Here is a 24,237-nt window from a genome sequence, read left to right as displayed (position 1 = left end):
GGCGGACTAGTCTGGTGTGATGCGCGAACCCATTCTGTTTCCTCTCGACCTACCCGAACTCTCAGTTGAGCTGGGCGGCGGAACGATCCGACGCACGGTGCATCCAAGCGGGCTGCGGATCCTGACCGAACACATGCCGGCAGCGCGCTCAGCGACAGTTGGATTCTGGATCGGAGTCGGCTCACGCGACGAACAAGCCGAGCGAACAGACGCACCCGGCAGCCTGGGGTCGACCCACTTCCTTGAGCACCTGCTCTTCAAGGGCACGCCGACTCAGGACGCCTACCAGATCGCCACGAGCTTCGATCGCATCGGTGCCGAGCACAACGCGCTCACCGCCAAGGAATACACATGCTATTACGCGAAGGTGCGCGACGCCGACTTTGAGCACGCCGTCGGCTCGCTCGCCGACATGGTCACGAACTCGCTCCTCGATGCCGACGAATTCGAGATGGAGCGGGGCGTGATCCTCGAGGAGCTCGCGATGGCCGCCGACGATCTCGGCGACGTCGCGAGCGAGCGATTCTTCGAAGAAGTACTCAAAGACCACCCGCTTGGGCGCCCGATCGGCGGCAACCCAGACACGATCCGGGCAGCCAATCGCGACGACGTGGATCGTCACTACCGTGACCGTTACGACCCATCGACCCTCGTCGTCACTGCTGCCGGAGCGGTAGACCACGACAGGCTCGTCGAGATGGTGCTCGCCGCCCTGAACGCCTCGCACGAAGAGCGCTGGCACACCGACAGTGCCGGAGTTCCCGAGCGCCGGGAGCGCGGCGGCCTTGAGCCCGTCGATACCCGTGCGGCGGGGGAGGGGTTCGTGACCGTCGAGCGCCCGAGCGAACAGATCAACCTGCTGCTCGGCGCCCCAGGCTTTGTGGCAGGAGACCCGCGCCGGTTCGCCTTCGGCATGATGAACTCGGTGCTTGGCGGGGGCATGTCGAGCCGACTGTTCCAGGAGATTCGCGAGAAGCGTGGACTCGCCTACACAACGTACTCGTTCGGCGCGAGCTATTCAGACGCCGGACTGTTCGGGATCTTTGCGGGCAGCGCGCCTGAAAAGACCGCGCAGGTGATCGAGCTCAGTAAGCAGGAGCTCGCGAAGATCGCCGCAGACGGCATCACCGAGGAAGAGTTTGAGCGGTCGCTCGGGCAGATCGCTGGATCGTCGGCGCTCGCGCTCGAAGACACCGAGACCCGCATGGGGCGCCTTGCCCGCGCTGAGCTCGGCGCCGGCGAGTTCTACGACCTCGACACTTCCCTCGAACGGTTCGAAACGGTCACGGCAGACCAAATTAAGTCGGTCGCCACCCACTTCGCAAACGCGCCGCTCACCGTCGTCGCTGTGGGCCCCGGGCCCAGGTGCCCCGGTACACTTTTCCGCCGCCCCCACACCCCCTGGGGGTGGCCCCGGCGCCGAGGAGTCGTTCGTTCTGGCTACTCGCCGCGGAGGCGGCGAAGACCCGCACGCCAATAGCGCTGGATCGTCGGAACCTTCTTGCCTTCGTACTTACCGAGAATCGAAGGGATCAGCTCCTTCGTGCCCTCGGTGAGGGCGTAGTGGTCCTCCTGCGAACGGCGGCGTGTAATCAGCATGCCGATGTCGACGCCCTGCGAGACGATCTCACCCGGGCCGCTGCTGCGGAACCAGAAGGCCTCGTTTGGCTCGTCGATCTCCTGCCAGTCAATGTCAGGAGACACGAACTCGAGCGAGCCCCCAGCGCCGATCCTGTACCTGCCGGTGCGTGGGGCGACAGTCGTGCGCTCTGTTTGAGGGCGCTGGTGCTGAATCACGAGCGTGCTCCAGGTTTGGCCCGCGACGGCCGCGCTGCTCTCAGCGTGGATCGCGTCGAGGTCAAGCGTGAAGTCAGCCCCCGAATACTCAAGCACGTGGAACGCGAACAACGGCAGCGCCGGATGAGTTTCGGCGTTTCCTGGCGCAGTCGAGAGGCCCTGCAGATTCGAATGTGAAGAGGATCCGCTAATGCGCGGATTGAGCTCGCCGAGGTACACCTCGCCAGTATCGGTATCAAGCAGCGTGCTCACTTCGAGAATGCCGCGGTAGCCTTCCTGCGCCAGCCTGTCGCAGAAGCGCTGAACGACGTCCGAGACCCGAGCGCGCGTCTCGTCGCTCACAAGTGACGGATACATCTCGCTGCCTGCCCAACCGCCCTTGTAGCGCGTGAGCTCTGGGTGCCCGGTGATCTCACGGAGGACAGGGCCGACGACGGTTCCGGCGCTCGTGATCACGGCCTCGGTCGCGAGCGGCTGGTGGTTGATGTAGCGCATGACCTTGATTGTCGGAGCTGAGTCACCAGCGCCGGAGATCTCGCTCGCGATCCGATCGAAGTCGGCGCGCGACGAGACAAAGTACGTCGTGCGACCGGAATCGCCGTAGGGAAGCTGGATGACGAGGTTCTCGCCCAGGTCGTGCTTCTCAGCCTGCGCGCGGAGGTCGTCCCAACCAGAGACAGTCGTGAGGATGTTCGGCACGCTATACGTCTCGGCCTCATTTCCGAGCTCGGTCGTGACGATCTTCGAGTCAAGGTACTTTCGCAACGTGATCGACGGCATGATGAGCTCGTACCCGAGTTCAGCGCACAGTCGCTCTGATTCCTCATCAAACATCGCGATCGCGATCTGGGGCGTAAAGCCGGCCGGCGTGTGCGTACGGATGTGCGCCTGAACCTGGTCGTTCTGGAGCAGCCAGTTCACAACGTTGATGTTGCCTCGTGGTTCGAGCTTCGGCACGTTGCTTGGGGAGAAGCATCGCGGATTCTTGCCGTCCCAGCTGTCGCTCAACGTGATGTAGCTGAAACCCTTCACGGCACGGTCGACGCCAAGGAGGTTCGTCGCGCTTCGGCTGAGATAGAAGATCGGTTGCGGGGACTCTGCGAGGTATGTCTTGATCTCGTCGAGAGTGCGGAGCGTCGCCTGAGGGCGCTGAGCAGCAGTCATACATCGAGGCTACCGCAGCCTCGCCTCGCTAGACTCGAAACATGAGTGCGAGTGTGACGAGTGTTGCGGTTGCTGGGGCGTCAGGGCGGCTCGGTGCGTTGATCTGTGATGTGGTCGAGAACCACCCCGACTTTGAGCTGTCGGCTCGGCTCTCGAGCCGGAGCGGGGCCGACGAGGGCGCTGATGCCCAGATCTTCGTCGACGTCACGACGCCCGAGGCGTCGCCTGCCCTCGTCGAGCGTGCGGTCAGGCGTGGACAGCGGGTTCTCATCGGGACGAGTGGGTGGTCGGTCGAGCGGCTGAGCGACCTCGAAGAGCTCGTAGCCGAGGTTGACGGCGCCGGAGTCATTGTCGTTCCGAACTTCTCGCTTGGCTCAGTGCTCGGGACGGCGCTCGCGCAGATCGCAGCACCCTACTTCGATTCAATCGAGGTCATTGAGGCCCACCACCAGGGGAAGATCGACTCACCGTCGGGAACGGCCGTGCGCACCGCCGAGCTCATGGCTGGGGCCCGAGAGCACGCGGGCCGGGAGCCCATCGACGCGCCATTTGCCGATCAGCGCGCACGCGGGGAACTCGTCGCTGGAATTCCAGTACACAGCCTGCGGCTCGCAGGCGTCGTTGCGCGGCAGGAAGTTCGGTTCGGGGGAGCCGGAGAAGTGCTCACCGTGCAGCACGATACCTACTCAGGCGAGAGCTACGTCGCCGGGATTCGGGCTGGGCTCGAGGCCGTTCGCGACGCGGAGGGTCTCACCGTTGGGCTCAACCGAGTCCTCGGCCTCGGAGCTGGCCTGTGAACGCGCGCACGCGCGCGATCCTTGGCGTCTCGCTCATGAGCGCGCTCCTCGTGCTCTACTTTGCGTTCGCCGGTTTGAAGGCATTGGCGCTCTTGGGCACGGGCGATGCGATTGCGGTGCTGATGGGCGTCGCACTGCTCGTGTTCCCGATTCTCGGCGCCTGGGCGCTTGTGCGGGAGATCATGTTCGGATTCGCGTCGACGAAGCTCGTTGATGCGCTCGCGGAGGCGGGTGAGCTGCCGGAGGAGTTGGTCGACGTCGAGGTGACCCGCGCCGAGGTGCGCCAGGTCGCCGACGCTGCATTCCCGAAGTACCGAGAGGCGGCGGAGGCGCCTGGCGCGGGCTGGCCGGAGTTTCTGCGGCTCGGGCTCGTATACGACGCGGCTGGCGACCGAAAACGCGCCAGAAGTGCGATTCGACAAGCGATTTCGTTGAAGCGCGGCTGATTTCGTTCAATATCGACGGTTAATTAGGGCATATCGCCCGAGTCTGCTTACAATCTTCCGCGTACACGATGGCCTGCCCACAAGGCACCAGGTCATTGAAATCCGATGGAGGACGATAGAACGCGATGAGTAAATACGACCTCGGCGACGCCGACCCGGCTACCCGAACACTCGATTCAGTTTCGGGTATCAGCAAAAAGGGTCTCGAATCCGGCACCGTGGGTGTGATGGGCGCGCTCGTCATCGGTCTTTCGGTCTGTGCGCCCGCGTACACGCTGACATCGGCCATCGGCCCGGCAGCGAGTGAGGTCGGTTACCAGACTCCCGCGATCTTCCTCATGGGCTTCCTGCCCATGCTGCTCGTCGCAATCGGTTACCGCGCGCTGAACACTGCGATGCCAGACTCGGGTACATCGTTTACGTGGGCGACCCGCGCATTCGGGCCCTGGATCGGCTGGATGGCCGGCTGGGGCCTCATTGCTGCCACCGTGCTCGTGCTCTCGAACCTCGCGGGCATCGCGGTTGAATTCCTGTTCCAATCAATCGCGATCATCGTTGACAACCCAGACATTGCGCTCTTGTCGGAAAACAAGTTCATCAATATCGCAGTCTGCCTCGGGTTCATGGCGATCGCCACGTTCATCTCGTACCGGGGCATGACCTCGACGAAGATCTTCCAGTACATCACCGTTTTCTTCCAGGTAGCGGTCATGCTGTGGTTCGCGACAGCCATGTTCATTGGCGCCGCTGATCCCGCGAACACGGAGGGCAAGCTGCCCGAACTCTCGTGGTTCAACCCGCTCGAGGTCTCATCCTTCAGCGCATTTGCCGCCGGCATCGCTGTCTCAATCTTTGTCTACTGGGGCTGGGACACTGTGCTCACCATGGGCGAGGAGACCAAGAAGTCCAAGGGCCGCATGTCGACCGAGAGTAAGGCCGCGATGATCCTCGTGCTGATCCTCGTTGTCATGTACGTCGGCACTGCCGCAGCGACAGTCGCATACGCCGGTATCGGTGACGGCCCCACGGGCCTCGGAAACACCGACATTGCAGAGAACGTCTTCGCCGCGCTCGCACACCCGGTGATGGGCCCCGCCGCGATCTTCCTGTCGCTCGCGATCCTCGTCTCGGCGATGGCCTCGATTAACTCGACAGCAATCTCGCCCGCACGTACGCTCCTCGCCATGTCGCACTACGGCGCGATCCCCGCATCGATCAAGAAGATCCACCCGAAGCACAAGTCGCCCTACGTTGCGCTCTTCCTGTCATCAATCGTCGCGTCGGTCTTCTACGCGATCATGCGCTTCATCAGCGAGGACGTGCTGTGGGACACCATTACTGCGCTCGGCATGATGGTCTGCTTCTACTACGGCATTACGGCGCTCGCGAGCACCTGGTACTTCCGCAAGCAGGCGCCGCGCGAGGGACTTGGATCGGTGTTCTCGAAGGTGATCCTCCCAGGGCTCGGCGGACTCCTGCTGCTCGTGGTCTTCGTGCAGACGACCATCGACAGCCTCGACCCGGCAGCGGGCTCAGGCAGCAACATCGCTGGCATCGGGCTCGTCGGCCTGATCGGCATCGTGATGCTCGGCATCGGCGTCGTGCTCATGATCATCCAGTCGCGCGTCTCGCCCCGGTTCTTCAAGGGACAGGTGCTGAGCACCACTGACGCGACGAACGACACGTCCGCGCTGGAGCTCTTCGACGACGGCCTCGACGGCTAAGTTCGTCTAGAGACTCAAGCCCGCGCCGGTTCGGCGCGGGCTTGAGGTGTATTCGGGGGTGCACTGGTGCCCGGCCCGGCCTCGGCCCGTATCCCTGGGATGTGCAGTAGCTATGCAGTCTGGGCTTTGGGAGGGCAGATGTTCTGCAGATTCCAGGTGTAGCGTTCGGATGCGGCCTGTGGCCCGACCTTGGCAACGCCGAAGCCTCGGCACGTATTCCTGGGATCTGCAGTAGCTATGCAGTCTGGGCTTTGGGAGGGCAGATGTCCTGCAGATCCAAGGTGCGGCGTTCGACCGTAGCCCGGGCAGCCCACACGCAAGCGCTGTACGATTGATTGCATGAGTGCAGCCGTGATTCCGACACCGTACGAGGACCTTCTCAGGGAAGTGCTTGAGCACGGCACCCAGAAATCGGATCGCACGGGCACTGGCACCCGAAGCCTGTTCGGCAAGCAGCTCCGATTCGATTTGTCAGAGTCGTTCCCGCTCATCACGACGAAGCGCGTCCACTTCAAGTCGATCGCGATCGAGCTCTTGTGGTTTCTCCGGGGCGACAGCAACATCGGCTATCTCTCCGAGAACGGTGTGAGTATCTGGGACGAGTGGGCTGACGAACAAGGCGAGCTCGGGCCTGTCTACGGTGTGCAGTGGCGCTCCTGGCCGACCCCGGGCGGCGGGCACATCGACCAGATCTCCGAGATCATTGAGCAGATCCGCACGAACCCCGACTCGAGGCGTCTCATCGTGTCTGCGTGGAACGTAGCTGACATCCCCGATATGGCCCTCGCGCCGTGCCACGCGTTCTTCCAGTTCTACGTCGCTGACGGCAAGCTGTCATGCCAGCTTTATCAGCGTTCGGCAGACATGTTCTTGGGGGTTCCGTTCAATATCGCCTCGTATGCGCTGCTCACGCTCATGGTGGCGAAGCAGACAGGTCTTGAGCCGGGTGAGTTCGTGTGGACTGGCGGTGATTGCCACATCTACGACAACCATGTTGAGCAGGTGACCACGCAGCTGGCTCGCGACCCGTTCCCGTACCCGCAGATGAAGATCGCCGACCGCGATTCGATCTTCGACTACGAGTACGAGGATTTTGAGGTCGTGGGCTACCAGCACCATCCGGGAATTAAGGCGCCGGTGGCTGTGTGACTACGCTCGGAATGATTTGGGCTGAGGCCCGAGGCGGTGCGATCGGCCGCGATGGCACGATGCCGTGGCACCTTCCCGAGGACCTTGCACACTTCAAGCGGATCACGCTCGGCGCGCCCGTCATCATGGGACGGCGCACATGGGAATCACTGCCCGAGCGCTTCCGTCCGCTGCCGGGGCGCGAGAATGTCGTGGTGTCGCGCGATCCTGATCTGGTGATCGACGGCGCGCAGACCGCGACGACGCTTGACCAAGCGATCCGCCTCGCCGGTGGCGACCGCGCCTGGATCATGGGCGGCGGCCAACTGTACCGCGACGCAATGCCTGTTGCGCACGAACTCGTTGTCACCCGTATCGACATGGATGTGGAGGGCGCCGACACGTTCGCACCTGAGATCGGCGACGACTGGGCGCTCGTCGACGGGGGAGAGCCCCTCGTCGCGGCGAGCGGTCTCGGGTACCGCTTCGAACGTTACGAGCGTAGGCGCGCAGCGTAATCGATCTGGATCTCCTCGGCGTGGGGCTCCCTCGCCGAGCCCGGTTTCGTCGCGCGTACGGGCAGCCGCGGCGACGTGCGGTGCAGTTTTGAGTAATGCTGGCGGTATCGCGGTGGCCGATCCGGTAGCCTAGTGAGGTGGCAAACGTAGAGAATCCTTTCGGGCAGGTGCTCGTCGCTCTCATCACCCCCTTCGATTCCGATGGTGAGGTTGATTGGGCTGCGACCGAACAGCACATTGAAGATTGCATCGTGAGTGGCGCAGACGGCATCGTCGTCACCGGCACCACGGGCGAGACCTCGACTCTTACGGACCCAGAAAAGCTCAAGCTCGTCGAGGTGGCCAAGTCGGTCAGCAGCGGACGAGCGAAGATCATCACCGGCGGCGGCTCGAACGAGACCGCGCACGCGATCGAGATGTACAAGGCGAGTGAGCGTGCCGGCGCCGATGGCGTTATGATCGTGACCCCGTACTACAACAAGCCGACGCAGGCTGGTCTGCTCACCCACTTCCGCATGGTCGCTGACGCAACCGACCTGCCCGTGATCCTGTACGACATTCCGGGACGCGCTGGTATCCCGATCAAGTACGAGACGATCTTGCGGCTCGCAAAGCACCCAAACATCCTCGCCGTGAAGGACGCAAAGGGCGACCTCAGCGAGGTCAGCCGCGTGCTGAATCAGACCGACCTGATGTACTTCTCGGGCGATGACCCGAACGTGCTCCCGCACCTGTCGATCGGGGCGACTGGCCTCATCGGAGTGACCGCGAACATTGCGGCGGCGCCGTACCGGGTAATGGTTGACGCGGTGAATGCTGGCGACCTCCACACGGCCCGTGCCGCGCATCAGCAGCTCGAACCGCTCGTTCGCGCCGCAATGACGCACGTGCCCGGTACAGTCGCAGTAAAGTACATCCTTCACGGCCTCGGCCGCATTTCGAGCCCCCGCGTTCGGCTCCCGCTTGTCGGGCCCGAGGAATGGGAGGCCGCGCTCATTGAGGACGAGTTGTCACTTGTTCGCGACCTGCCCGGCGTCGACTTTTCAAACTTCAGGCCGGACCGCAACGCGGCTGCCGGCGGTGCTCTGCCCAAGATTGCAGGCACCACCCGCTAATAACAGGAGGCCCAGTGCCCAACCCCCCTTACGCACCGCCCAAGCTCAAAAAGGGCACCCTACGGATTACGCCGCTCGGCGGCCTCGGCGAGGTCGGCCGAAACATGACAGTCTACGAGATCAACGGCAAGTTGCTCGTGGTGGACTGTGGCGTACTCTTCCCTGAGGAGCACCAGCCAGGTGTCGACCTCATCCTTCCCGACATCACCCAGATTGAGGATCGCCTCCAGGACATCGTCGCTGTCGTGCTCACGCACGGCCACGAGGACCACATCGGTGGCGTGCCATACCTGCTCAAGCGTCGCGAGGATATTCCCCTTGTCGGCTCGAAGCTGACCCTCGCGTTCGTTGAGGCGAAGCTGAAGGAGCACCGGATTCGCCCGAAGAGCCACCTTGTGGCTGAGGACGATCGCGTGAAGTTCGGGCCGTTCGACCTTGAGTTCATTGCGGTCAACCACTCGATCCCTGACGCGCTCGCGGTTGCGATCCGCACTGAGGCCGGCATGGTCATCGGCACGGGCGACTTCAAGATGGATCAGCTGCCGCTTGACGGCCGCATCACCGACCTGCGCGCGTTTGCTCGTCTCGGCGAAGAGGGCGTTGACCTCTTCATGACAGACTCGACGAACGCCGAGGTTCCTGGCTTTACAGCCCTCGAAAAAGACATCGGACCGGTGCTTGAGCGCGTCATCGAGAAAGCGAGCGGCAAGGTTGTTGTCGCGAGCTTCTCGAGCCACGTACACCGCGTGCAGCAGGTGCTCGATGCGGCCTCGAAGAACGGCCGCCGGGTCGTGTTGCTTGGCCGCTCGATGGTTCGCAACATGAAGATTGCTGCCGATCTCGGGTTCCTCGACGTCCCCGAGGGTGTGCTCGTAGATCTCAAGAAGAGCGGCGATATTCCGGATCACCGCATCGTCTACATGTCCACCGGTTCGCAGGGCGAGCCGATGGCCGTGCTCAGCCGGATGGTGAACAAGGAACACCAGGTTGAGGTTGGCGCTGGCGATACCGTTATCCTCGCCTCGAGCCTCATTCCGGGCAACGAGAACTCGGTATACCGCATCATTAACGGGCTCATGAAGCTTGGCGCGAACGTCGTGCATAAGGGCAACGCGAAGGTCCACGTGTCGGGCCACGCGTCGGCTGGCGAGCTCATGTACTGCTACAACATCGTGCGCCCGAAGAACGTTATGCCGATTCACGGCGAGTACCGCCACCTCATCGCGAACGCGGGCGTAGCGATCGAGACCGGTGTGCCGCAGAACCGCACGATTATCGCTGAGAACGGCACGATCGTCGACCTGCACGACGGTGTCGCGCGCGAGGTTGGACAGCTCGCGATCGACTTCATCTACGTCGATGGCAAGAGCGTCGGCAAGGTGACGGACGATGACCTCCGTGACCGTCGTACCCTCGCAGAGGAGGGGTTCATCTCCGTGATCACTGTCGTTGAGACGACCCTCGGGCAGATCGTCTCGGGCCCCGAGATCCACGCGAAGGGCGTCGCCGAGTCCGATCACGTCTTCGACAAGATCAAGCCGCAGGTTGCTGACGCAATCGAGAAGGCGATGAAGGAGGGCGTGACTGACCAGCACGCGCTGCAGCAGGTTGTGCGCCGCACTGTCGGCCGCTGGGTAGGTACGAAGCTGCGCCGCAAGGCAATGATCGTTCCAGTTGTGGTGGTGGTATAGCGGTGGCTTCACTCCGCTTTGCGACTGCAGAGGAAGTTGGCCGCTGGGACGAGCTCGTCGAGCTCGCTCCTGGCGGCGGCGAGATCTGGCAGAGCCGCGAGTACGCTGAGATCAAGCGCCATCAGCGCTACACCGCCCGCTACATTGTGGGCGATGGGTTCCCCGCCACGCTCGTGCTTGAGAAGAAGATCCCGCTTCTTGGGAGGTTCTGGTACGTACCCGCTGGCCCTGACGTCTCTATCGACGCGCTCGGAACTCCGATGTCGGCGTCCGAGTATGTCGACCGCGGGGCGCGGCTCGCCGAGTTCGCTCGGAGCGAGGGCGTGTTCCTCCTGAAGGTCGAGCCGCGCCTGCTTGCGAGCGACGAGGCTTTCTCGACGCTTCGCGCCGCAGGATACGTACCGACAGCGCACGTGCTTCCCAACGTCTCGACGATCATTCTTGACATCTCGGGCGACGAGGACGCGATCATGGCGGCGTTCTCATCGAGCACGCGCACGAAGATTCGTAAGGCCGACAAGGAGGGCTTCGACGTCCGCCGTGTCGAAGCCACCGAGGAGAACTGCAGGATCATGTTCGACCTGCTCACCGGCACTGCCGAGGAGAAGTTCGAGCTGCGCCCCTACGAGTACTTCCGTGATTTCTGGCAGGGATTCCAGGCTGCAGGGCGGGGCCAGCTCGTGCTCGGCTACGACGGTGAGGTGCCTGTGGCAGGCATGTTCGCGACGGCGCTCGGCCAGACGAGCGGGTACAAGGACGGCGCATCGGCGAAGGCCAAGCTGCCGACAGGCGCGATGTACCGCATGCAACTCGAGATCATCAGGTGGGGAAAGGAGCAGGGCGCGACCCGGCACGACCTCATCGGTACCCCTCCGAGCGACAAGCTCGACGACAAGAGCCACAGGCTCTACGGCGTGGGCCAGTACAAGCTGCGGCTGTCGAAGAACGTGACCGACTATGTCGGCACGCTCGATCTCCCGTTGAGCGCAGGCAAAGTCAAGATTTGGAACACCGTCGGCGACAGGATCGCACGTCGGTTCACTCTCGCCACCCGAGGGGACGTGTTCTACTAATGGCATCCGCGCTCCAGCGCGCGAGCGCAATCATGGCCTCGGGCACGATGGTCTCTCGAGTGCTCGGGCTCGTCAAGACGATGCTGCTTGTCTACGCGATTGGCGCGTTGTCGCGCTCCGCTGACGCGTTCACGAACGGCAACATTCTGCCGAACACGCTGTACATGCTTCTCGCAGGGGGCATGCTCAATGCCGTGCTCGTACCTCAGATCGTGAAGTCGATGCGGCAGCCCGATGGGGGGCGTGCGTACCTGAACAAGGTGCTCACGCTCGTGTCCGTCGCCCTGCTTGTCATTACGGTGCTTGCGATGCTCGCCGCACCGCTGCTCGTGCAGTTACTCACCCCCGGTTGGCCCGAGAACGCGCGGGCGTTGGCCACCGCGTTTTCGTACTGGTGCATTCCGCAGATCATTTTCTACGGGTGGTATACGGTGCTCGGCGAGGCGCTCAACGCGAAGAAGATCTTTGGCCCATTCACCTGGGCGCCCGCGATCGCGAATGTTGTCGCTATTGCCGGCACGGTCGCCTACATCGTCATCTTCGGCGCCGACAAGAATCCGCCAGTCGACGGCTGGACCACCGGCGCGATCGCGCTGCTCGCAGGTTCGGCGACGCTCGGGATTGTCGCGCAGGCGTTGATCCTGCTCGTGCCGTGGCGGCGTGCCGGCCTCGGCTTCCGACCGGATTTCAAGTGGCGTGGCGTCGGGCTGCGCCAGACCGGCAAGACGGCCTCGTGGGGCCTTGCTGCGGTCATCGTCATGACGGTTGGTGGCCTCGTCACCACCCCGGTGATGAATTACGCGTCGGGGGAGGGCCCGTCGCTCGCCGCAATGCAGTACATCTGGCTCGTATTCATGCTGCCCCACTCGGTGCTCGCAGTCTCGCTCGTCACCGCGTACTTCACCCGACTGTCAGAGCTCGGCCACGCCGGGGACCTCGATGGCTTCCGAGAAACGTTTGTTGCAGCAGCCCGGCAGGTGTCGATGCTCATGGTGTTCGCGGCCGCGATTATGTTTATGGCTGCGCCATTCGTGACCAGGGTGATTTGGCCCGCAGCCGACGCAGACGAGCTCTTGGCCATCGCACAGGTGATCCGCATCTATTCAGTGGGTCTCGCGGCTTACAGCCTGATGTTTGCAGCGCAGCGCGCCTTCTTCGCCTTGAGTGACGCTCGCACGCCGTTTGTATTCATCACGGCGCAGCTCGTTGCGCTCATCATCGGCGTCTTGATCGCCGTCACGTTCGTCGAGAAAGCGCAGATTGGTGCTGTGTATGCCGGCGTCTGGTCGGTGACGACAGTCGCGCAGGCCGCCTTCGCGCTGTGGCTGCTGCGCCGCCGCCTTGACGGCTTTGGCGGTGCATCACTGCTCGGAAGCTTCGCGAAGTACCTGATCGCCGCGGTGCCGGCTTTGGCCGTTGGGCTTGTGCTCGCACAGTTGTGCATTGCCGCGAGCCCGGACTTTGGCATGCTGCTTGCAATCGTGTTTGCGCTTGCAGTCACCGCAGCGATGGGCGTTGTCTATGGGGGGATGCTGCTAGCGCTTCGCGTCCCCGAGGTGCAAACCATTGTTCGGCGTGTGATCAGGCGGTAGCGGTGCCGACCGGCGCATACACCTAGAAACCTTCAAGCTCAGCTGGTAAGTTACGGTGGATGGTTATTTCGACCCAACTGGTTGTGATACCAATACGAATAAGGAGTGAATTTCCGCGATGACGAGCAATCCACAGTCACGTCTGCGCCGCAAGGCGGGATTCGCACTCGGACTCGCTGCCGTAGGCGCAGTGCTCGTCAGCGGAGTCGGAATCGGCCCAGTTGCTCCCGCATACGCAATCGTCTCTGATCTGCCAACGTGGCAAGACGTCGAGAAAGCGAAGCAGAACGAGGCCGCAGCCGCGGCAAAGGTGTCAGAGATCAAGGATCTGCTCGTCAAGGTGCAGAAGGAAGTCGAGCGCACCCGCGCAGAGTCCGAGGCAGCCTCGGTCAAGTTCGACCAGGCCGCAAGCCAACTCCGCGACGCGCAGGCTCGCGTCGAAGCACTCGACACACAAGCGAAGGCGAGCGAAGCTGAAGCGAAGCAGGCCTCAGAGCAGGCAGCCGCGCTGGTCTCGCAGATTTACCGCTCTGGTGGTGTAGACCGCAACCTCAGCCTCTTCCTTGAGTCAGACGGCAGCACCGCTGACGCGCTGCTCGACCGGCTCGCCCAGACCGAGAAGGCGACCGAGCGCAACACGAACATTTGGCAAAATGCCGAGCGTGCGATGAACTCGGCGCAGACGCTCAGCGATCAGGCCGATTCGGCCCGGGAAGAGCGCGACAAGCTTGCGAAGGAGGCGGAGGCGAACCAGCAGCGCGCAGCCGAGATCGCTGACGCCGCCCGAACCGAGCAGATCGAACAAGAGCAGCAGCAGAAGGTGTTGCAGCAGCAGCTCGCGGCGCTCGAGGATAAGACGACCTCAACAACCAAGGGTTACGAACAACGCCTTGTGCTTGAGGAGCAGGAGCGTCAGCGCATCCTTGAGGAGCAGCGACGCGAAGCCGAGCGGCTTGAGGCTGAGAGGCGCGCGGCCGAGGAAGCCGCAAACAACGGCGGCGGTGGCGGCGGGAACACTGGCGGTGGGAACACCGGTGGTGGCAACACCGGCGGCGGCAACACCGGCGGAGGCAATACCGGCGGCGGGAACACGACAGGTTGGGTGAATCCGCTCGCGGGCGGATACTGGATCTCGACCGAGTGGTGGGGCTACTACGGCCACACAGGCATGGACATGGCAATTGGCCAGGGCGCGCCGATCCGAGCAGCCGCAGCGGGAACCGTATCGTTCTCGGGGTGGGCCGGTGAGTACAGCTACGGAAACATGGCTGAGATCAACCACGGCGGCGGCGTCTCGACCCTCTACGGGCACATGCAGTTCACCCCGTCAGTCAGTTACGGTCAGTACGTCGGAGCCGGCCAGGTGATCGGGTACGTCGGCAGCACCGGCAACTCGACCGGGCCGCACCTCCACTTTGAGACCAAAGTGGGCGGCGTGCCTCAGAACCCCCGGCCGTTCATGTCGGCCCGCGGTGTCGGCCTGTAGCGAGTCGTTTTACGCATAGCGGCGCGTCCTGACGAGTCTCGGGGCACGCCGCTTCCCGTGCAGCCATTGTCAGCGGTGGCTTGTACCGTAGTCACATGGCCAAAAACGCTTCGTCAGGCGGGGGCTCTACCCGATCCACCGCGTCGCAGGGCACCCGTTCGAAGGGTGCCCAGACGCGCACCGGATCTTCGAGGGGGAGTACCCGTACTTCGGCGACGACGAAAGTCATTATGGCCGAGGAAGAGCGCGAGAGTTTTATCGTTCGCGCCTGGGGTGGCCTCGCGAACGCGGTCGGAGCAGGGGCCCGAGCGTTCAGGTCCGAGCCACTTGAGCCCGAGGCGAGACGCGACGGGTTTCCGATGCTGCTCGTGCTTCTCGCGGTCGTCGGCGCGGTCATCGAGTGGTTCCTCATTGGCAACACCGTCGCTACGCAGCTTGACACCTGGACGTTTGGTGCGCTGTTCGGCAGGATCGCGTTCGGCCTGCCGATCATCATGGGCGGCTTTGCGCTCTGGCTCTTTAACAACCCGTCGACAGTCAACGACAACAGGCGTATCGCCATCGGGCTCTTCCTTGCGCTCGCAAGCGCCTCCGGCCTTGCTCACGTGCTCGGCGGCACGCCTAAGCCTCGCGACGGCATGCCTGGTCTCGCCGAGGCTGGTGGGCTGCTCGGGTGGCTGATTGGGGCGCCGCTGAATCTCGCGACGGTCTGGGTCGCGGTTCCGGTGCTGAGCCTGCTGCTCGCGTTCTCGCTCCTCATCATCACGAAGACCCCACCGAGCAAGATTGGCTCGCGCATACGCGAAGGGTACGCGTATCTCTTTGGTGCGCCCGCGCCCGCAGAACGTGAGGTCGAGCCATCCGAGAAGACGTCGAAGAAGTCAGGGAAGTCTTCGGACAAGACTGGTGAGCTCTTTGACCATTCAGACGAGTCTGACGAAGCACTTCCGTGGTGGCGGCGCAACGCGACGGGCCGCGAAGAGGATCCAAATTACCTGCCAGATCCCTCTGCGATCGAGGAAGTACTGGCCGCAAGCGAGGCTGAGCAGGTTGGTGCGTTCGAGTCGGCGTTTGCTGATGAGGCGCCGACGGACGTCTTCGACGCCGACGTGTTTGCAGGGCTCGAAGGCGTCGACCAGGCGGCAAGCCGGCCAGGTCGCGGGTCGGGGCTCGGAGACGACTCGTTCGATAGCTTCTCGGATCCGGTCGACGAGCCCGAGCCTGTCTCCGAGAGTCGCGAATTCGCGGTAGCTCCGCCGCACGATCCCGCGGCCAACGCCGACTACTCGCTGCCCGAGCAGGCACTCCTGTCTGCGGGCGCACCGCCGAAAACTCACAGCGAGGCGAACGAGCAGATCATGGCGGCCGTCGCTCGGGTCTTCGAAGAGTTCAAGGTCGACGCTGTTGTCACAGGGTTCTCGCGTGGTCCGACGGTCACTCAGTACGAGGTCGAGCTTGGCCCTGGCGTTAAAGTCGAGAAAGTCACGGCTCTCTCACGGAACCTCTCGTACGCTGTCGCGTCGAACGAGGTCCGTATCCTCTCGCCGATTCCGGGCAAGAGCGCTATCGGCATTGAGATCCCGAATAAGGATCGCGAGAACGTAGCTCTTGGCGACGTCCTTCGGTCGGCCAAGGCGCAGCGAAACACCCACCCGATGACAATCGGTGTCGGCAAGGATGTGAAGGGCGAGTTCGTCCTCGCGAACCTTGCGAAGATGCCACACCTGCTCGTCGCTGGTGCGACGGGATCGGGTAAGTCAAGCTTTATCAACTCCATGATCACGAGCCTGCTCATGCGCGCGACTCCCTCCGAGGTACGCATGGTCCTCGTTGATCCGAAGCGTGTTGAGCTCACTGTCTATCAGGGTGTCCCTCACCTCATCACTCCGATCATCACCGCTCCGAAGAAGGCTGCGGAAGCGTTGCAATGGGTCGTGAAAGAGATGGACATGCGCTACGACGACCTTGCGTCGTTCGGGTTCAGGCACATTGACGACTTCAACGTTGCCGTTCGTGAGGGCACGATCGTGCTTCCCGAGGGGAGCCAGCGCCAGCTGAAGCCCTACCCCTACCTACTGGTCGTCGTGGACGAGCTCGCCGACCTCATGCTCGTTGCGCCCCGCGACGTTGAAGACTCGATTCAGCGCATCACCCAGCTCGCGCGAGCGGCCGGTATTCACCTCGTGCTGGCAACCCAGCGCCCCTCTGTAAACGTCGTCACCGGCGTGATCAAGTCGAATGTGCCGAGTCGGTACGCCTTCGCCGTCGCCTCAGGAACCGACTCGCGAGTCATCCTCGACGAGGTCGGCGCTGAGCGACTCATTGGCCAGGGCGACGGCCTACTGCTGCTGAATGGCGAGTCGAGCCCGATGCGCGTCCAGGGTGCGTGGGTCGACGAGGCCGAGATCGCCCGGGTTGTGAAGCACGTGAAGGAGCAGGCGACGCCCGAGTATCGGGCAGACGTCGCGCAGGCTACGGAGAAGAAGGAGATCGACGCCGACATCGGCGACGACCTCGAGGTGCTCGTCGCGGCCATTGAGCTCGTGGTGACCTCGCAGTTCGGGTCGACGTCGATGCTGCAGCGCAAGCTCCGTGTTGGCTTCGCGAAAGCTGGCAGGCTCATGGACCTCATGGAGTCTCGCGATATCGTTGGCCCCTCCGAAGGGTCGAAGGCGCGTGACGTGCTCGTCGCCCCCGAACAGCTCGCTGAGGTGCTCGCGCGTATCCAGGGTGGCGGAGCCGCGCCGAGCTTTACTCAGCCAGCCGCTCCGCCCGCAGCCCCGGCCCAGATGCCAGCGGTGTCACCACCACCCGTCGCTCCGGCTCCGGGAGATGCCGTCACCGACGTAATCGTCCCAGCGGGCGGCGGGGCCGGCGAGTATGAGGCCGACACCCGATACGACGACCCGCTCGCGCAGCGCGAGGCCGCTGCGCCCGAGGCGTATGACTACGGAGACAACGACGACGATGGGGGCTCGGAAGACGCCTGGCAGCTGACGGGCCGCGATTAGGAAGGTTGCGTCCCGCTTCGCGGACCGCGCCCCCGGTAGAGTGGGCGCATGAGCAATCAGCAGGCTGGCGACGTGAAGCCGAGCAACTGGAACGCACCGAACATCATCACGGCTGCGCGAATCGTTGCGACGCCATTCTTTCTCTGGCTCCTGCTTGCCTCAGGGGACAGCGTAGCCATGCGCTGGGGCGCCGCGGCTTTCTTCGTGATTGCGATAGCGACTGACGCCCTTGACGGCTACCTTGCGCGTTCGCGCGGTCTCATCACTGACCTCGGCAAACTGCTCGACCCGATCGCAGACAAGGCGCTCACTGGTGCAGCGCTCGTCGGTCTCGCGATCTTGCTCGAGCTGCCCTGGTGGGTAGTTATCGTCGTTCTTGTCCGAGAGATTGGTGTGACGATTCACCGCCTCATGATCGTGAGCGACGTTGTCGTCGCTGCAGCTTGGATGGGCAAGCTCAAGACCGTCGCGCAGTCCGTCGCGATCGCGCTCGCGCTCACACCGCTCGCGCACCTTGAAGGCGCGGCCGGCGCGGTGTTCACCTGGGTGAACATTGTCACCATGACGATCGCCGTGATTCTCACAGTGGTGAGCGGAATAGACTACGTCGTTGCCTACGTGCGCGGCAGGGGGGCCGCCGCTCGCAATGTCTGACACTTTCGCACTCGCCGAGGAGATCGTTGCACGCGCGACGAGCTCGGGGGAGCGTATTGCTACGGCAGAGTCATTGACGGGCGGGCTGCTTGCCGCAGCACTCGTAGCGATCCCTGGCGCATCACAGGCCTTCAGTGGGGGAGTCGTTGCCTACGACACGAGGCTGAAAGCTGCGATCCTGGGCGTTGATGAGGCGCTCCTGCGGGATCGCGGTCCTGTTGATGCCGAAGTCGCTCGGCAGATGGCGATCGGTGTCCGGTCTGCGTGCGCTATTTCCTCGGCTGACGGGGTGGCTGGACCGGTGCCGGCGTCGATCGGTGTCGCCACGACGGGGGTCGCAGGCCCAGATCCAGACCCGCAGACAGGGCAGCCTGCCGGTACAGTGTGGGTCGCGATCAGTACGGAGGGCGGCACCAAGGCTGAACTCGTAGCAGCCCCGGGAGAGACCCGTGAAGAAGTTCGAGGCGCTGCGCTGGTGGCGGCGCTCTTGCTTGTGCTCGAGTATCTGCGTTCTCTCGACTAGGAATCACGTTCAGGTTTCATGGAACAACCTGAGAATTTCCAAAAACCTGAGTTAGGTCGACTCAGGTTCAGGGGATTCAGGGAATAGAACAGATAGTCTCTTGGTTGTTCACAGTGTCACAACATGTGACGGCAAGTGCCGAATCGGCGTTTGCCGGGTAAGGTTACATGCACGACCGTAGGGTCGTGCAGATTCGAGGAGGTTGCACATGCTGCTAGTACGTCAAGAAATTGGTGATGTGCTTCGCGACTTCCGTCTGCAGAAGGGGCGCACCCTCCGGCAGGTTGCGGGTGACGCAAGTGTTGCGCTCGGATACCTCAGTGAGGTTGAGCGCGGGCAGAAGGAAGCGTCGAGTGAGATTCTCGCCGCGGTTGCAGATGCGCTAGACACTCCACTTTCCGTCATTCTCGGCGAGGTGAGCGAGCGTCTCGCAATCGTTGAGGGGTTGTCGCTGCCAATGCAGAGCCGCGTGCCGGATACCGTTCCTGTCGAGCTGGTTTCTGGCTACGGCTCGGAACTCGTTTCGCGATAGTAGGTTATGCGTCACCGCGCCTTTCGCGCTGCCGTTGCCGAGGAATTCGGGGAGGCTCATTCAGGAGTGCTCCTGCGCGACTATTGGCTCGCCGCGCTTGGGTCCACGCCGGATGAGGCGTTGGACCGGGGGGTCGAGCCACGCGTCGTCTGGGAGGCGCTCTGCGTCGAATTCGAGGTGCCCGAGCCTCGGCGGCATGGCCGCGGACTTGCCGACCCGAGGGAGTAATTGAGCTGTTGCGCGACACGCCGTCGCGCCGTATTCGAATATGTGTTCGAAGAGTGTTATCTTCGTCCACAGGTAGTGAACTGCAACGCAGTCCCCGCTGATCGGCGCCTCCGAGCTTCAATGTCGGAGGCCCGATCTAGGGTCTGAGTTAGGGAATTACCCAGCCTTGTCAGCACCGTCCCGGTGTCGTGACAGTCGGTAGGCAGTAACTCAGCGGTTTTGTCCGCGCGAATACGAAGGAAGTCATCATGGCAGCAGCAAAAGATCGCGAAAAGGCACTCGAGTCGGCCCTTGCCCTCATTGATCGCCAGTTCGGCAAGGGCGCGATCATGCGCATGGGTAGCCAGGAACGTCAGGCGGTTGAGGTTATCCCGACAGGTTCGGTTGCACTTGACGTTGCGCTCGGCATTGGCGGACTGCCTCGCGGCCGCATTATTGAGATCTACGGCCCCGAGTCTTCGGGTAAGACAACGCTGACACTGCATGCAATCGCGAACGCACAGCGCGCGGGCGGCATTGCGGCCTTCATCGACGCGGAGCACGCGCTCGATCCCGATTACGCGCAGAAGCTCGGCGTCGACATCGACGCCCTCCTCGTCGCGCAGCCAGACACCGGCGAGCAGGCGCTCGAGATTGCCGACATGCTGATTCGCTCGGGCTCAGTCGACCTTGTTGTCGTCGACTCGGTGGCGGCGCTCGTGCCGAAGGCTGAGATCGACGGCGACATGGGAGACAGCCATGTCGGCCTGCAGGCGCGACTGATGTCTCAGGCGCTGCGCAAGATCACCGGCAGCCTGAACTCGACGAAAACAACCGCGATCTTCATCAACCAGCTGCGTGAGAAGATTGGCGTCTTCTTCGGGAGCCCAGAGACGACCTCTGGCGGCAAGGCGCTCAAGTTCTATGCGTCGGTTCGTCTCGACATTCGACGCATTCAGACCCTGAAAGACGGCCAGGATGCAGTGGGCAACCGTACCCGAGTGAAGGTCGTCAAGAACAAGATGGCTCCGCCTTTCAAGCAGGCAGAGTTCGACATTCTTTACGGTACGGGCATCTCGCGTGAGGGCTCGCTTATCGACTACGGCGTGGAACACGGCCTCGTGAAGAAGAGCGGCGCCTGGTACACCTACGACGGAGACCAGCTGGGGCAGGGCATGGAGAATGCGCGCCGCTTCCTTATCGCGAATCCAGACATTGCTCTGGAGATCGAGGAGAAGATCCTCACCAAGCTCGGCGTGAACGGCCGTTCTGAGGAGGAGGCTCCGGCTCCCGAGACGAAGGCAGCTGATGACAAGGGCGAGCAGCTCGCTGCGAGCGCCTAACAATGGCTGTCAGGTTTCTTCCTCCTCCCGAGGAGCGGCCAACGCCGCAGCGGGAGGATCGGGGCGACCTCGCCGAGGTGATCGAGTTCCGCAGCAGGCTCCGGCGGCCGGAGCCTGCTGGGGCAGAAGCTGAACCGAGTCTCCCGGCGAGTGCTACGACTGAGCCGCGAGGCGCAGCTCGGCTGGGCGTCCATGCCGATCCGGGTCGCTCTGGCTCGGGCCCTGGTGATTCAGGTCAGATCGACTCGGGCGAGTCGGATGGTGCCGGCTGGACGGGACCGGGGCTGATTCGCCTCGATGCTGCCAGCCGCGCCTTGGTGACGGCGAATGGCGAAGCCCCGGACGCCGAGCTTGGCGAGCATAGGGGCGGGGTAGACGCCGCCCGAAGCGGCGACTCTGCCGACGGTCCCACTGCGTACGAGACCGCAGTGAAGCTCCTTGCGCGCAAGCCACTCTCGACGGGTGAGCTGCACCGCGCCCTTGTCTCGGCTGGCCACCCCGAGATCGACGCCGAAGAGGCAGTGGCGAAGTGCACGGAGTCGCTCTACCTCGACGACACTGATCTCGCGTCCGCGGTCGCGACCAAGCTGCGCGACGCCAAGGGCGAAAGCAAAGCGCGTATCAGACAGAAACTGCGCGAGCGGCACCTCCCGGACGCCGCAATCGAGAGCGCGCTTGCCGACCTCGACGACGAAGAAGAAATGGAACTGCTGCGCCAGACCGCGAGCGATCGCGCCAGGCGAATGGTCGGGCTCGATCGTCAAACCGCCGAGCGCCGCCTGCTCGGCTTTCTCGCCCGTCGTGGTTGGTCGGGCGAACGAGCGACCCGCGCCGCGAAAGATGCACTCGACGGCGTCGCGCGCAGCGCTGGCGGAGGCCGCGGCTCGGTCAGGTTCCGCTGATCCAGCGGATTCTTGCTCGGTGGCCGGCGCGGGTAGAATCGTTGCTATGCCTACCGTCGAAGCAGTGAAGATCGAGCCGTCGCCAGCAGCGGTCCGCCCCGATGGGTCGGCCCGGAGCTACACTGTGCGCACCCTCGGATGCCAGATGAATGTGCACGACTCCGAGCGGATGTCTGGGGCGCTCGAGGCTGCGGGGTACGTTCCTGCGGTCGACGCTGAAGACGCCGACGTCATTGTGATCAATACCTGCGCGGTCCGCGAGAATGCCGCCAACAAGCTCTACGGTAACCTCGGGATGCTCGCCAGTGTGAAGCGAGAGCGCGAAGGAATGCAGATCGCCGTTGGTGGTTGCCTTGCGCAGAAGGATCAGGGCGAGATCGTCGAGAAGGCGCCCTGGGTTGATGTGGTATTTGGTACACACAACATGGGGTCGCTGCCAACGCTCCTCGAGCGTGCCCGGCACAACTCCGAGGCGCAGGTCGAGATCCTCGAGGCGCTCGAGGTGTTTCCGTCGACGTTGCCGACGAAACGCGACTCGGCGTCGAGCGGTTGGGTATCGATCTCGGTCGGGTGCAACAACACTTGTACGTTCTGCATCGTCCCGTCGCTCCGCGGCAAGGAGAAGGACAGGCGACCCGGCGAGATTCTCGCTGAAGTGCGGGCGCTTGTCGATGACGGCGCGGTGGAGGTCACGCTCCTTGGCCAGAACGTCAACACCTACGGGGTCGAGTTTGGCGATAGGCAGGCGTTCGGCAAGCTGCTGCGTGCGATGGGTGACATCGAGGGGCTCGAGCGAGTTCGGTTCACGAGCCCACACCCGGCAGCGTTCACTGACGACGTGATCGCGGCAATGGCCGAGACACCCAATGTCATGCCGTCGCTGCACATGCCGCTGCAGTCGGGCTCAGACACCGTGCTCAAGGCCATGCGTCGCTCGTACCGGTCCAAGCGCTTCCTCGGCATCCTCGATGCGGTGCGTGAGCGGATCCCGAACGCGGCCATCACGACCGACATCATCGTCGGGTTCCCCGGGGAAACCGACGAGGACTTCGAGGATACGTTGCGTGTTGTTGAGCAGTCGCGGTTCTCGAGCGCGTTCACTTTTCAATACTCGATCAGGCCCGGCACCCCCGCGGCAACGATGCAGGATCAGATCCCGAAGGCGGTCGTGCAGGAGCGCTACGAGCGGCTTCAAGCGTTGCAAGAGCGACTCTCGCTTGAAGAGAATCAGGCGCAGATCGGGAAAACGGTCGAGGTGTTGGTCTCGGCGAACGAGGGCCGCAAGGACGGTTCCACGAGGCGCATGTCGGGTCGTGCAGCCGACAACCGTCTTGTTCACTTTGTCGTCCCGGAGGGGGCTGAGGAGCCGCGTCCCGGCGACATGGTGACGACAACGGTGACCTCGGCCGCTCCGCACTTCATCATCGCCGACGAAACCGTAGGGTTCTCGGTGCGCCGGACCCGCGCGGGCGATGCATGGGATCGCAGGCAGGCAGAGAGCTGTGGTGTTCCCGCAACTGGCAACGCAACCCAGGGGGCTGGCCGCGCCGTGAACCTGGGGCTCCCGACACTTCGCATCGGAACCTGAGGTGGGAGCGCTCTGGGCGATCGTCGGAGCGACAGGCACCGGGAAGTCTGAAGCCGCGCTCGATCTTGCCGAGCGACTTGGTGCAGCTCGCGGGGTGCCCGCGCAGATTGTGAACTCTGACGCCATGCAGCTGTACGCCGGCATGGATATTGGCACGGCGAAGCTTCCGGCGTCCGAGCGGCGCGGGATCCCGCACCACATGTTCGACGTGTTCGAACCCCGTGAGGAGGCGACGGTCGCGCGGTATCAGCCCGATGCGCGGGCCGCGATCAGCGCGATCCTCAAGCAGGGGGGAGACGCCATCCTTGTCGGTGGATCTGGGCTCTACGTATCGAGCGTGGTTTTCGACTTTCAGTTTCCTCCGCGTGACGCCGCGACGCGCGCTGCGCTTGAGGGGGAGTACGAGTCAGCCGGCATCGAGCCGCTCGTTGCAAGGCTGAGCGACCTCGATCCTGCAGTCGCCGCTGCCGTCGATCGCCGAAATCCGAGGCGCGTCATTCGCGCGCTCGAGGTTGCGTTGCTCGGTGGCGGTGCGATGGTCACGCTCCCCAGCGATCCGGTGCTCTGGCGCGCAGGGGCGGGCCACGATCGCACCCATATTCTCGGCATCGCTTGCGAGCGCGGTGTGCTGACCGAGCGCCTCGACGCGCGGGTGCGGGGGATGTGGGCGAGTGGCATGCTCGATGAGGTTCGAGGGCTACTGCCGCAGGGCCTCGCCGAGGGGAAGACTGCGAGCCGGGCGATTGGCTACGCGCAGGCGCTCGCGCAACTTGCGGGAGACCTCACCGAGAATGAGGCGATCGCAGAGACGCAGGCACTCACGCGGCGCTACGCGAGAAGGCAGGTCAGCTGGTTCAAGCGCTACCCGAACGCGGCCTGGATCGATCAGACAGCTGGGCGCGATCTGAGCGCCCTCGACGAGATTGTCGCGGTGAGCTCGTAAGCG

General features: G+C 63.5%; 21 protein-coding genes. 20 read left to right on the top strand and 1 reads right to left on the bottom strand.

Annotation, left to right across the window (positions count from 1 at the left end; translation table 11 throughout):
• Positions 1-19: 19 nt before the first annotated feature.
• The gene (locus ACF07D_RS10385; protein WP_391504857.1) at positions 20-1,480 is read left to right on the top strand and encodes a M16 family metallopeptidase; all 1,461 of its coding nucleotides are present in this window, start codon (positions 20-22) and stop codon (positions 1,478-1,480) included.
• Here ACF07D_RS10385 and ACF07D_RS10380 read toward each other — a convergent pair.
• Positions 1,441-2,961 carry a biotin carboxylase gene (locus tag ACF07D_RS10380; RefSeq protein ID WP_391504856.1) on the bottom strand — a complete coding sequence of 507 codons (1,521 nt, stop codon included), beginning with the start codon at positions 2,959-2,961 and terminating at the stop codon, positions 1,441-1,443. The two genes, ACF07D_RS10385 and ACF07D_RS10380, sit on opposite strands and share 40 nt — an antisense overlap.
• A gap of 41 nt (positions 2,962-3,002) precedes the next feature.
• On the opposite strand from ACF07D_RS10380, the gene dapB reads away from it, so the two are divergent.
• From dapB to miaA, 19 genes are all read left to right on the top strand, one after another.
• The gene (gene dapB, locus ACF07D_RS10375) at positions 3,003-3,758 is read left to right on the top strand and encodes a 4-hydroxy-tetrahydrodipicolinate reductase (protein WP_391504855.1); all 756 of its coding nucleotides are present in this window, start codon (positions 3,003-3,005) and stop codon (positions 3,756-3,758) included.
• Complete coding sequence (locus ACF07D_RS10370; RefSeq protein ID WP_119279049.1) at positions 3,755-4,204, top strand: hypothetical protein; 450 nt, start codon at positions 3,755-3,757, stop codon at positions 4,202-4,204. The genes dapB and ACF07D_RS10370 overlap by 4 nt, the downstream gene beginning before the upstream one ends.
• 125 nt (positions 4,205-4,329) lie before the next feature.
• Positions 4,330-5,928, top strand: coding sequence for an APC family permease (locus ACF07D_RS10365; RefSeq protein ID WP_391504854.1), 1,599 nt, complete (start codon positions 4,330-4,332; stop codon positions 5,926-5,928).
• A gap of 339 nt (positions 5,929-6,267) precedes the next feature.
• Positions 6,268-7,077: a thymidylate synthase gene (locus tag ACF07D_RS10360; protein ID WP_119279045.1), complete on the top strand. Its 810-nt coding sequence runs from the start codon at positions 6,268-6,270 to the stop codon at positions 7,075-7,077.
• 11 nt (positions 7,078-7,088) lie between these two features.
• The gene (locus ACF07D_RS10355) at positions 7,089-7,574 is read left to right on the top strand and encodes a dihydrofolate reductase (RefSeq protein WP_391504894.1); all 486 of its coding nucleotides are present in this window, start codon (positions 7,089-7,091) and stop codon (positions 7,572-7,574) included.
• A 137-nt stretch (positions 7,575-7,711) separates the two neighbouring features.
• On the top strand, positions 7,712-8,689 hold the full coding sequence (dapA, locus tag ACF07D_RS10350; protein ID WP_119279041.1) for a 4-hydroxy-tetrahydrodipicolinate synthase: 978 nt from the start codon (positions 7,712-7,714) through the stop codon (positions 8,687-8,689).
• A gap of 14 nt (positions 8,690-8,703) precedes the next feature.
• Positions 8,704-10,380, top strand: coding sequence for a ribonuclease J (locus ACF07D_RS10345; protein WP_391504853.1), 1,677 nt, complete (start codon positions 8,704-8,706; stop codon positions 10,378-10,380).
• A 2-nt stretch (positions 10,381-10,382) separates the two neighbouring features.
• Positions 10,383-11,453 (top strand): peptidoglycan bridge formation glycyltransferase FemA/FemB family protein, encoded by a 1,071-nt coding sequence (locus ACF07D_RS10340; RefSeq protein WP_255808119.1) that lies wholly within the window; start codon positions 10,383-10,385, stop codon positions 11,451-11,453.
• Positions 11,453-13,045 (top strand): murein biosynthesis integral membrane protein MurJ, encoded by a 1,593-nt coding sequence (gene murJ / locus ACF07D_RS10335; protein WP_255808118.1) that lies wholly within the window; start codon positions 11,453-11,455, stop codon positions 13,043-13,045. The genes ACF07D_RS10340 and murJ overlap by 1 nt, the downstream gene beginning before the upstream one ends.
• 118 nt (positions 13,046-13,163) lie before the next feature.
• Positions 13,164-14,531, top strand: coding sequence for a peptidoglycan DD-metalloendopeptidase family protein (locus tag ACF07D_RS10330; RefSeq protein WP_391504852.1), 1,368 nt, complete (start codon positions 13,164-13,166; stop codon positions 14,529-14,531).
• A 95-nt stretch (positions 14,532-14,626) separates the two neighbouring features.
• Complete coding sequence (locus tag ACF07D_RS10325; protein WP_391504851.1) at positions 14,627-17,542, top strand: DNA translocase FtsK; 2,916 nt, start codon at positions 14,627-14,629, stop codon at positions 17,540-17,542.
• Between the two features lie 48 nt (positions 17,543-17,590).
• Complete coding sequence (gene pgsA / locus ACF07D_RS10320; RefSeq protein WP_391504850.1) at positions 17,591-18,196, top strand: CDP-diacylglycerol--glycerol-3-phosphate 3-phosphatidyltransferase; 606 nt, start codon at positions 17,591-17,593, stop codon at positions 18,194-18,196.
• Positions 18,189-18,719 carry a CinA family protein gene (locus ACF07D_RS10315; RefSeq protein ID WP_119279027.1) on the top strand — a complete coding sequence of 177 codons (531 nt, stop codon included), beginning with the start codon at positions 18,189-18,191 and terminating at the stop codon, positions 18,717-18,719. The genes pgsA and ACF07D_RS10315 overlap by 8 nt, the downstream gene beginning before the upstream one ends.
• A 208-nt stretch (positions 18,720-18,927) precedes the next feature.
• Entirely contained in the window at positions 18,928-19,251 is a 324-nt protein-coding gene (locus tag ACF07D_RS10310) for a helix-turn-helix domain-containing protein (protein WP_121072937.1), read from the top strand.
• Positions 19,252-19,257: 6 nt separating this feature from the next.
• On the top strand, positions 19,258-19,479 hold the full coding sequence (locus tag ACF07D_RS10305) for a DUF3046 domain-containing protein (protein WP_391504849.1): 222 nt from the start codon (positions 19,258-19,260) through the stop codon (positions 19,477-19,479).
• Positions 19,480-19,727: 248 nt separating this feature from the next.
• Complete coding sequence (gene recA, locus ACF07D_RS10300) at positions 19,728-20,801, top strand: recombinase RecA (protein WP_119279020.1); 1,074 nt, start codon at positions 19,728-19,730, stop codon at positions 20,799-20,801.
• Between the two features lie 2 nt (positions 20,802-20,803).
• Entirely contained in the window at positions 20,804-21,703 is a 900-nt protein-coding gene (locus ACF07D_RS10295; protein WP_391504848.1) for a regulatory protein RecX, read from the top strand.
• Between the two features lie 46 nt (positions 21,704-21,749).
• Entirely contained in the window at positions 21,750-23,291 is a 1,542-nt protein-coding gene (gene miaB / locus ACF07D_RS10290; protein ID WP_391504847.1) for a tRNA (N6-isopentenyl adenosine(37)-C2)-methylthiotransferase MiaB, read from the top strand.
• Position 23,292: 1 nt separating this feature from the next.
• On the top strand, positions 23,293-24,234 hold the full coding sequence (miaA, locus tag ACF07D_RS10285; protein ID WP_391504846.1) for a tRNA (adenosine(37)-N6)-dimethylallyltransferase MiaA: 942 nt from the start codon (positions 23,293-23,295) through the stop codon (positions 24,232-24,234).
• Positions 24,235-24,237 lie beyond the last annotated feature (3 nt).

The organism is Leucobacter sp. NPDC015123 (assembly GCF_043080205.1).
GTDB classification, from domain to species: domain Bacteria; phylum Actinomycetota; class Actinomycetes; order Actinomycetales; family Microbacteriaceae; genus Leucobacter; species Leucobacter aridicollis_A.
Note: the sequence above shows the minus strand (reverse complement) of the source record. Positions and strands in the feature narration are given on the sequence as shown.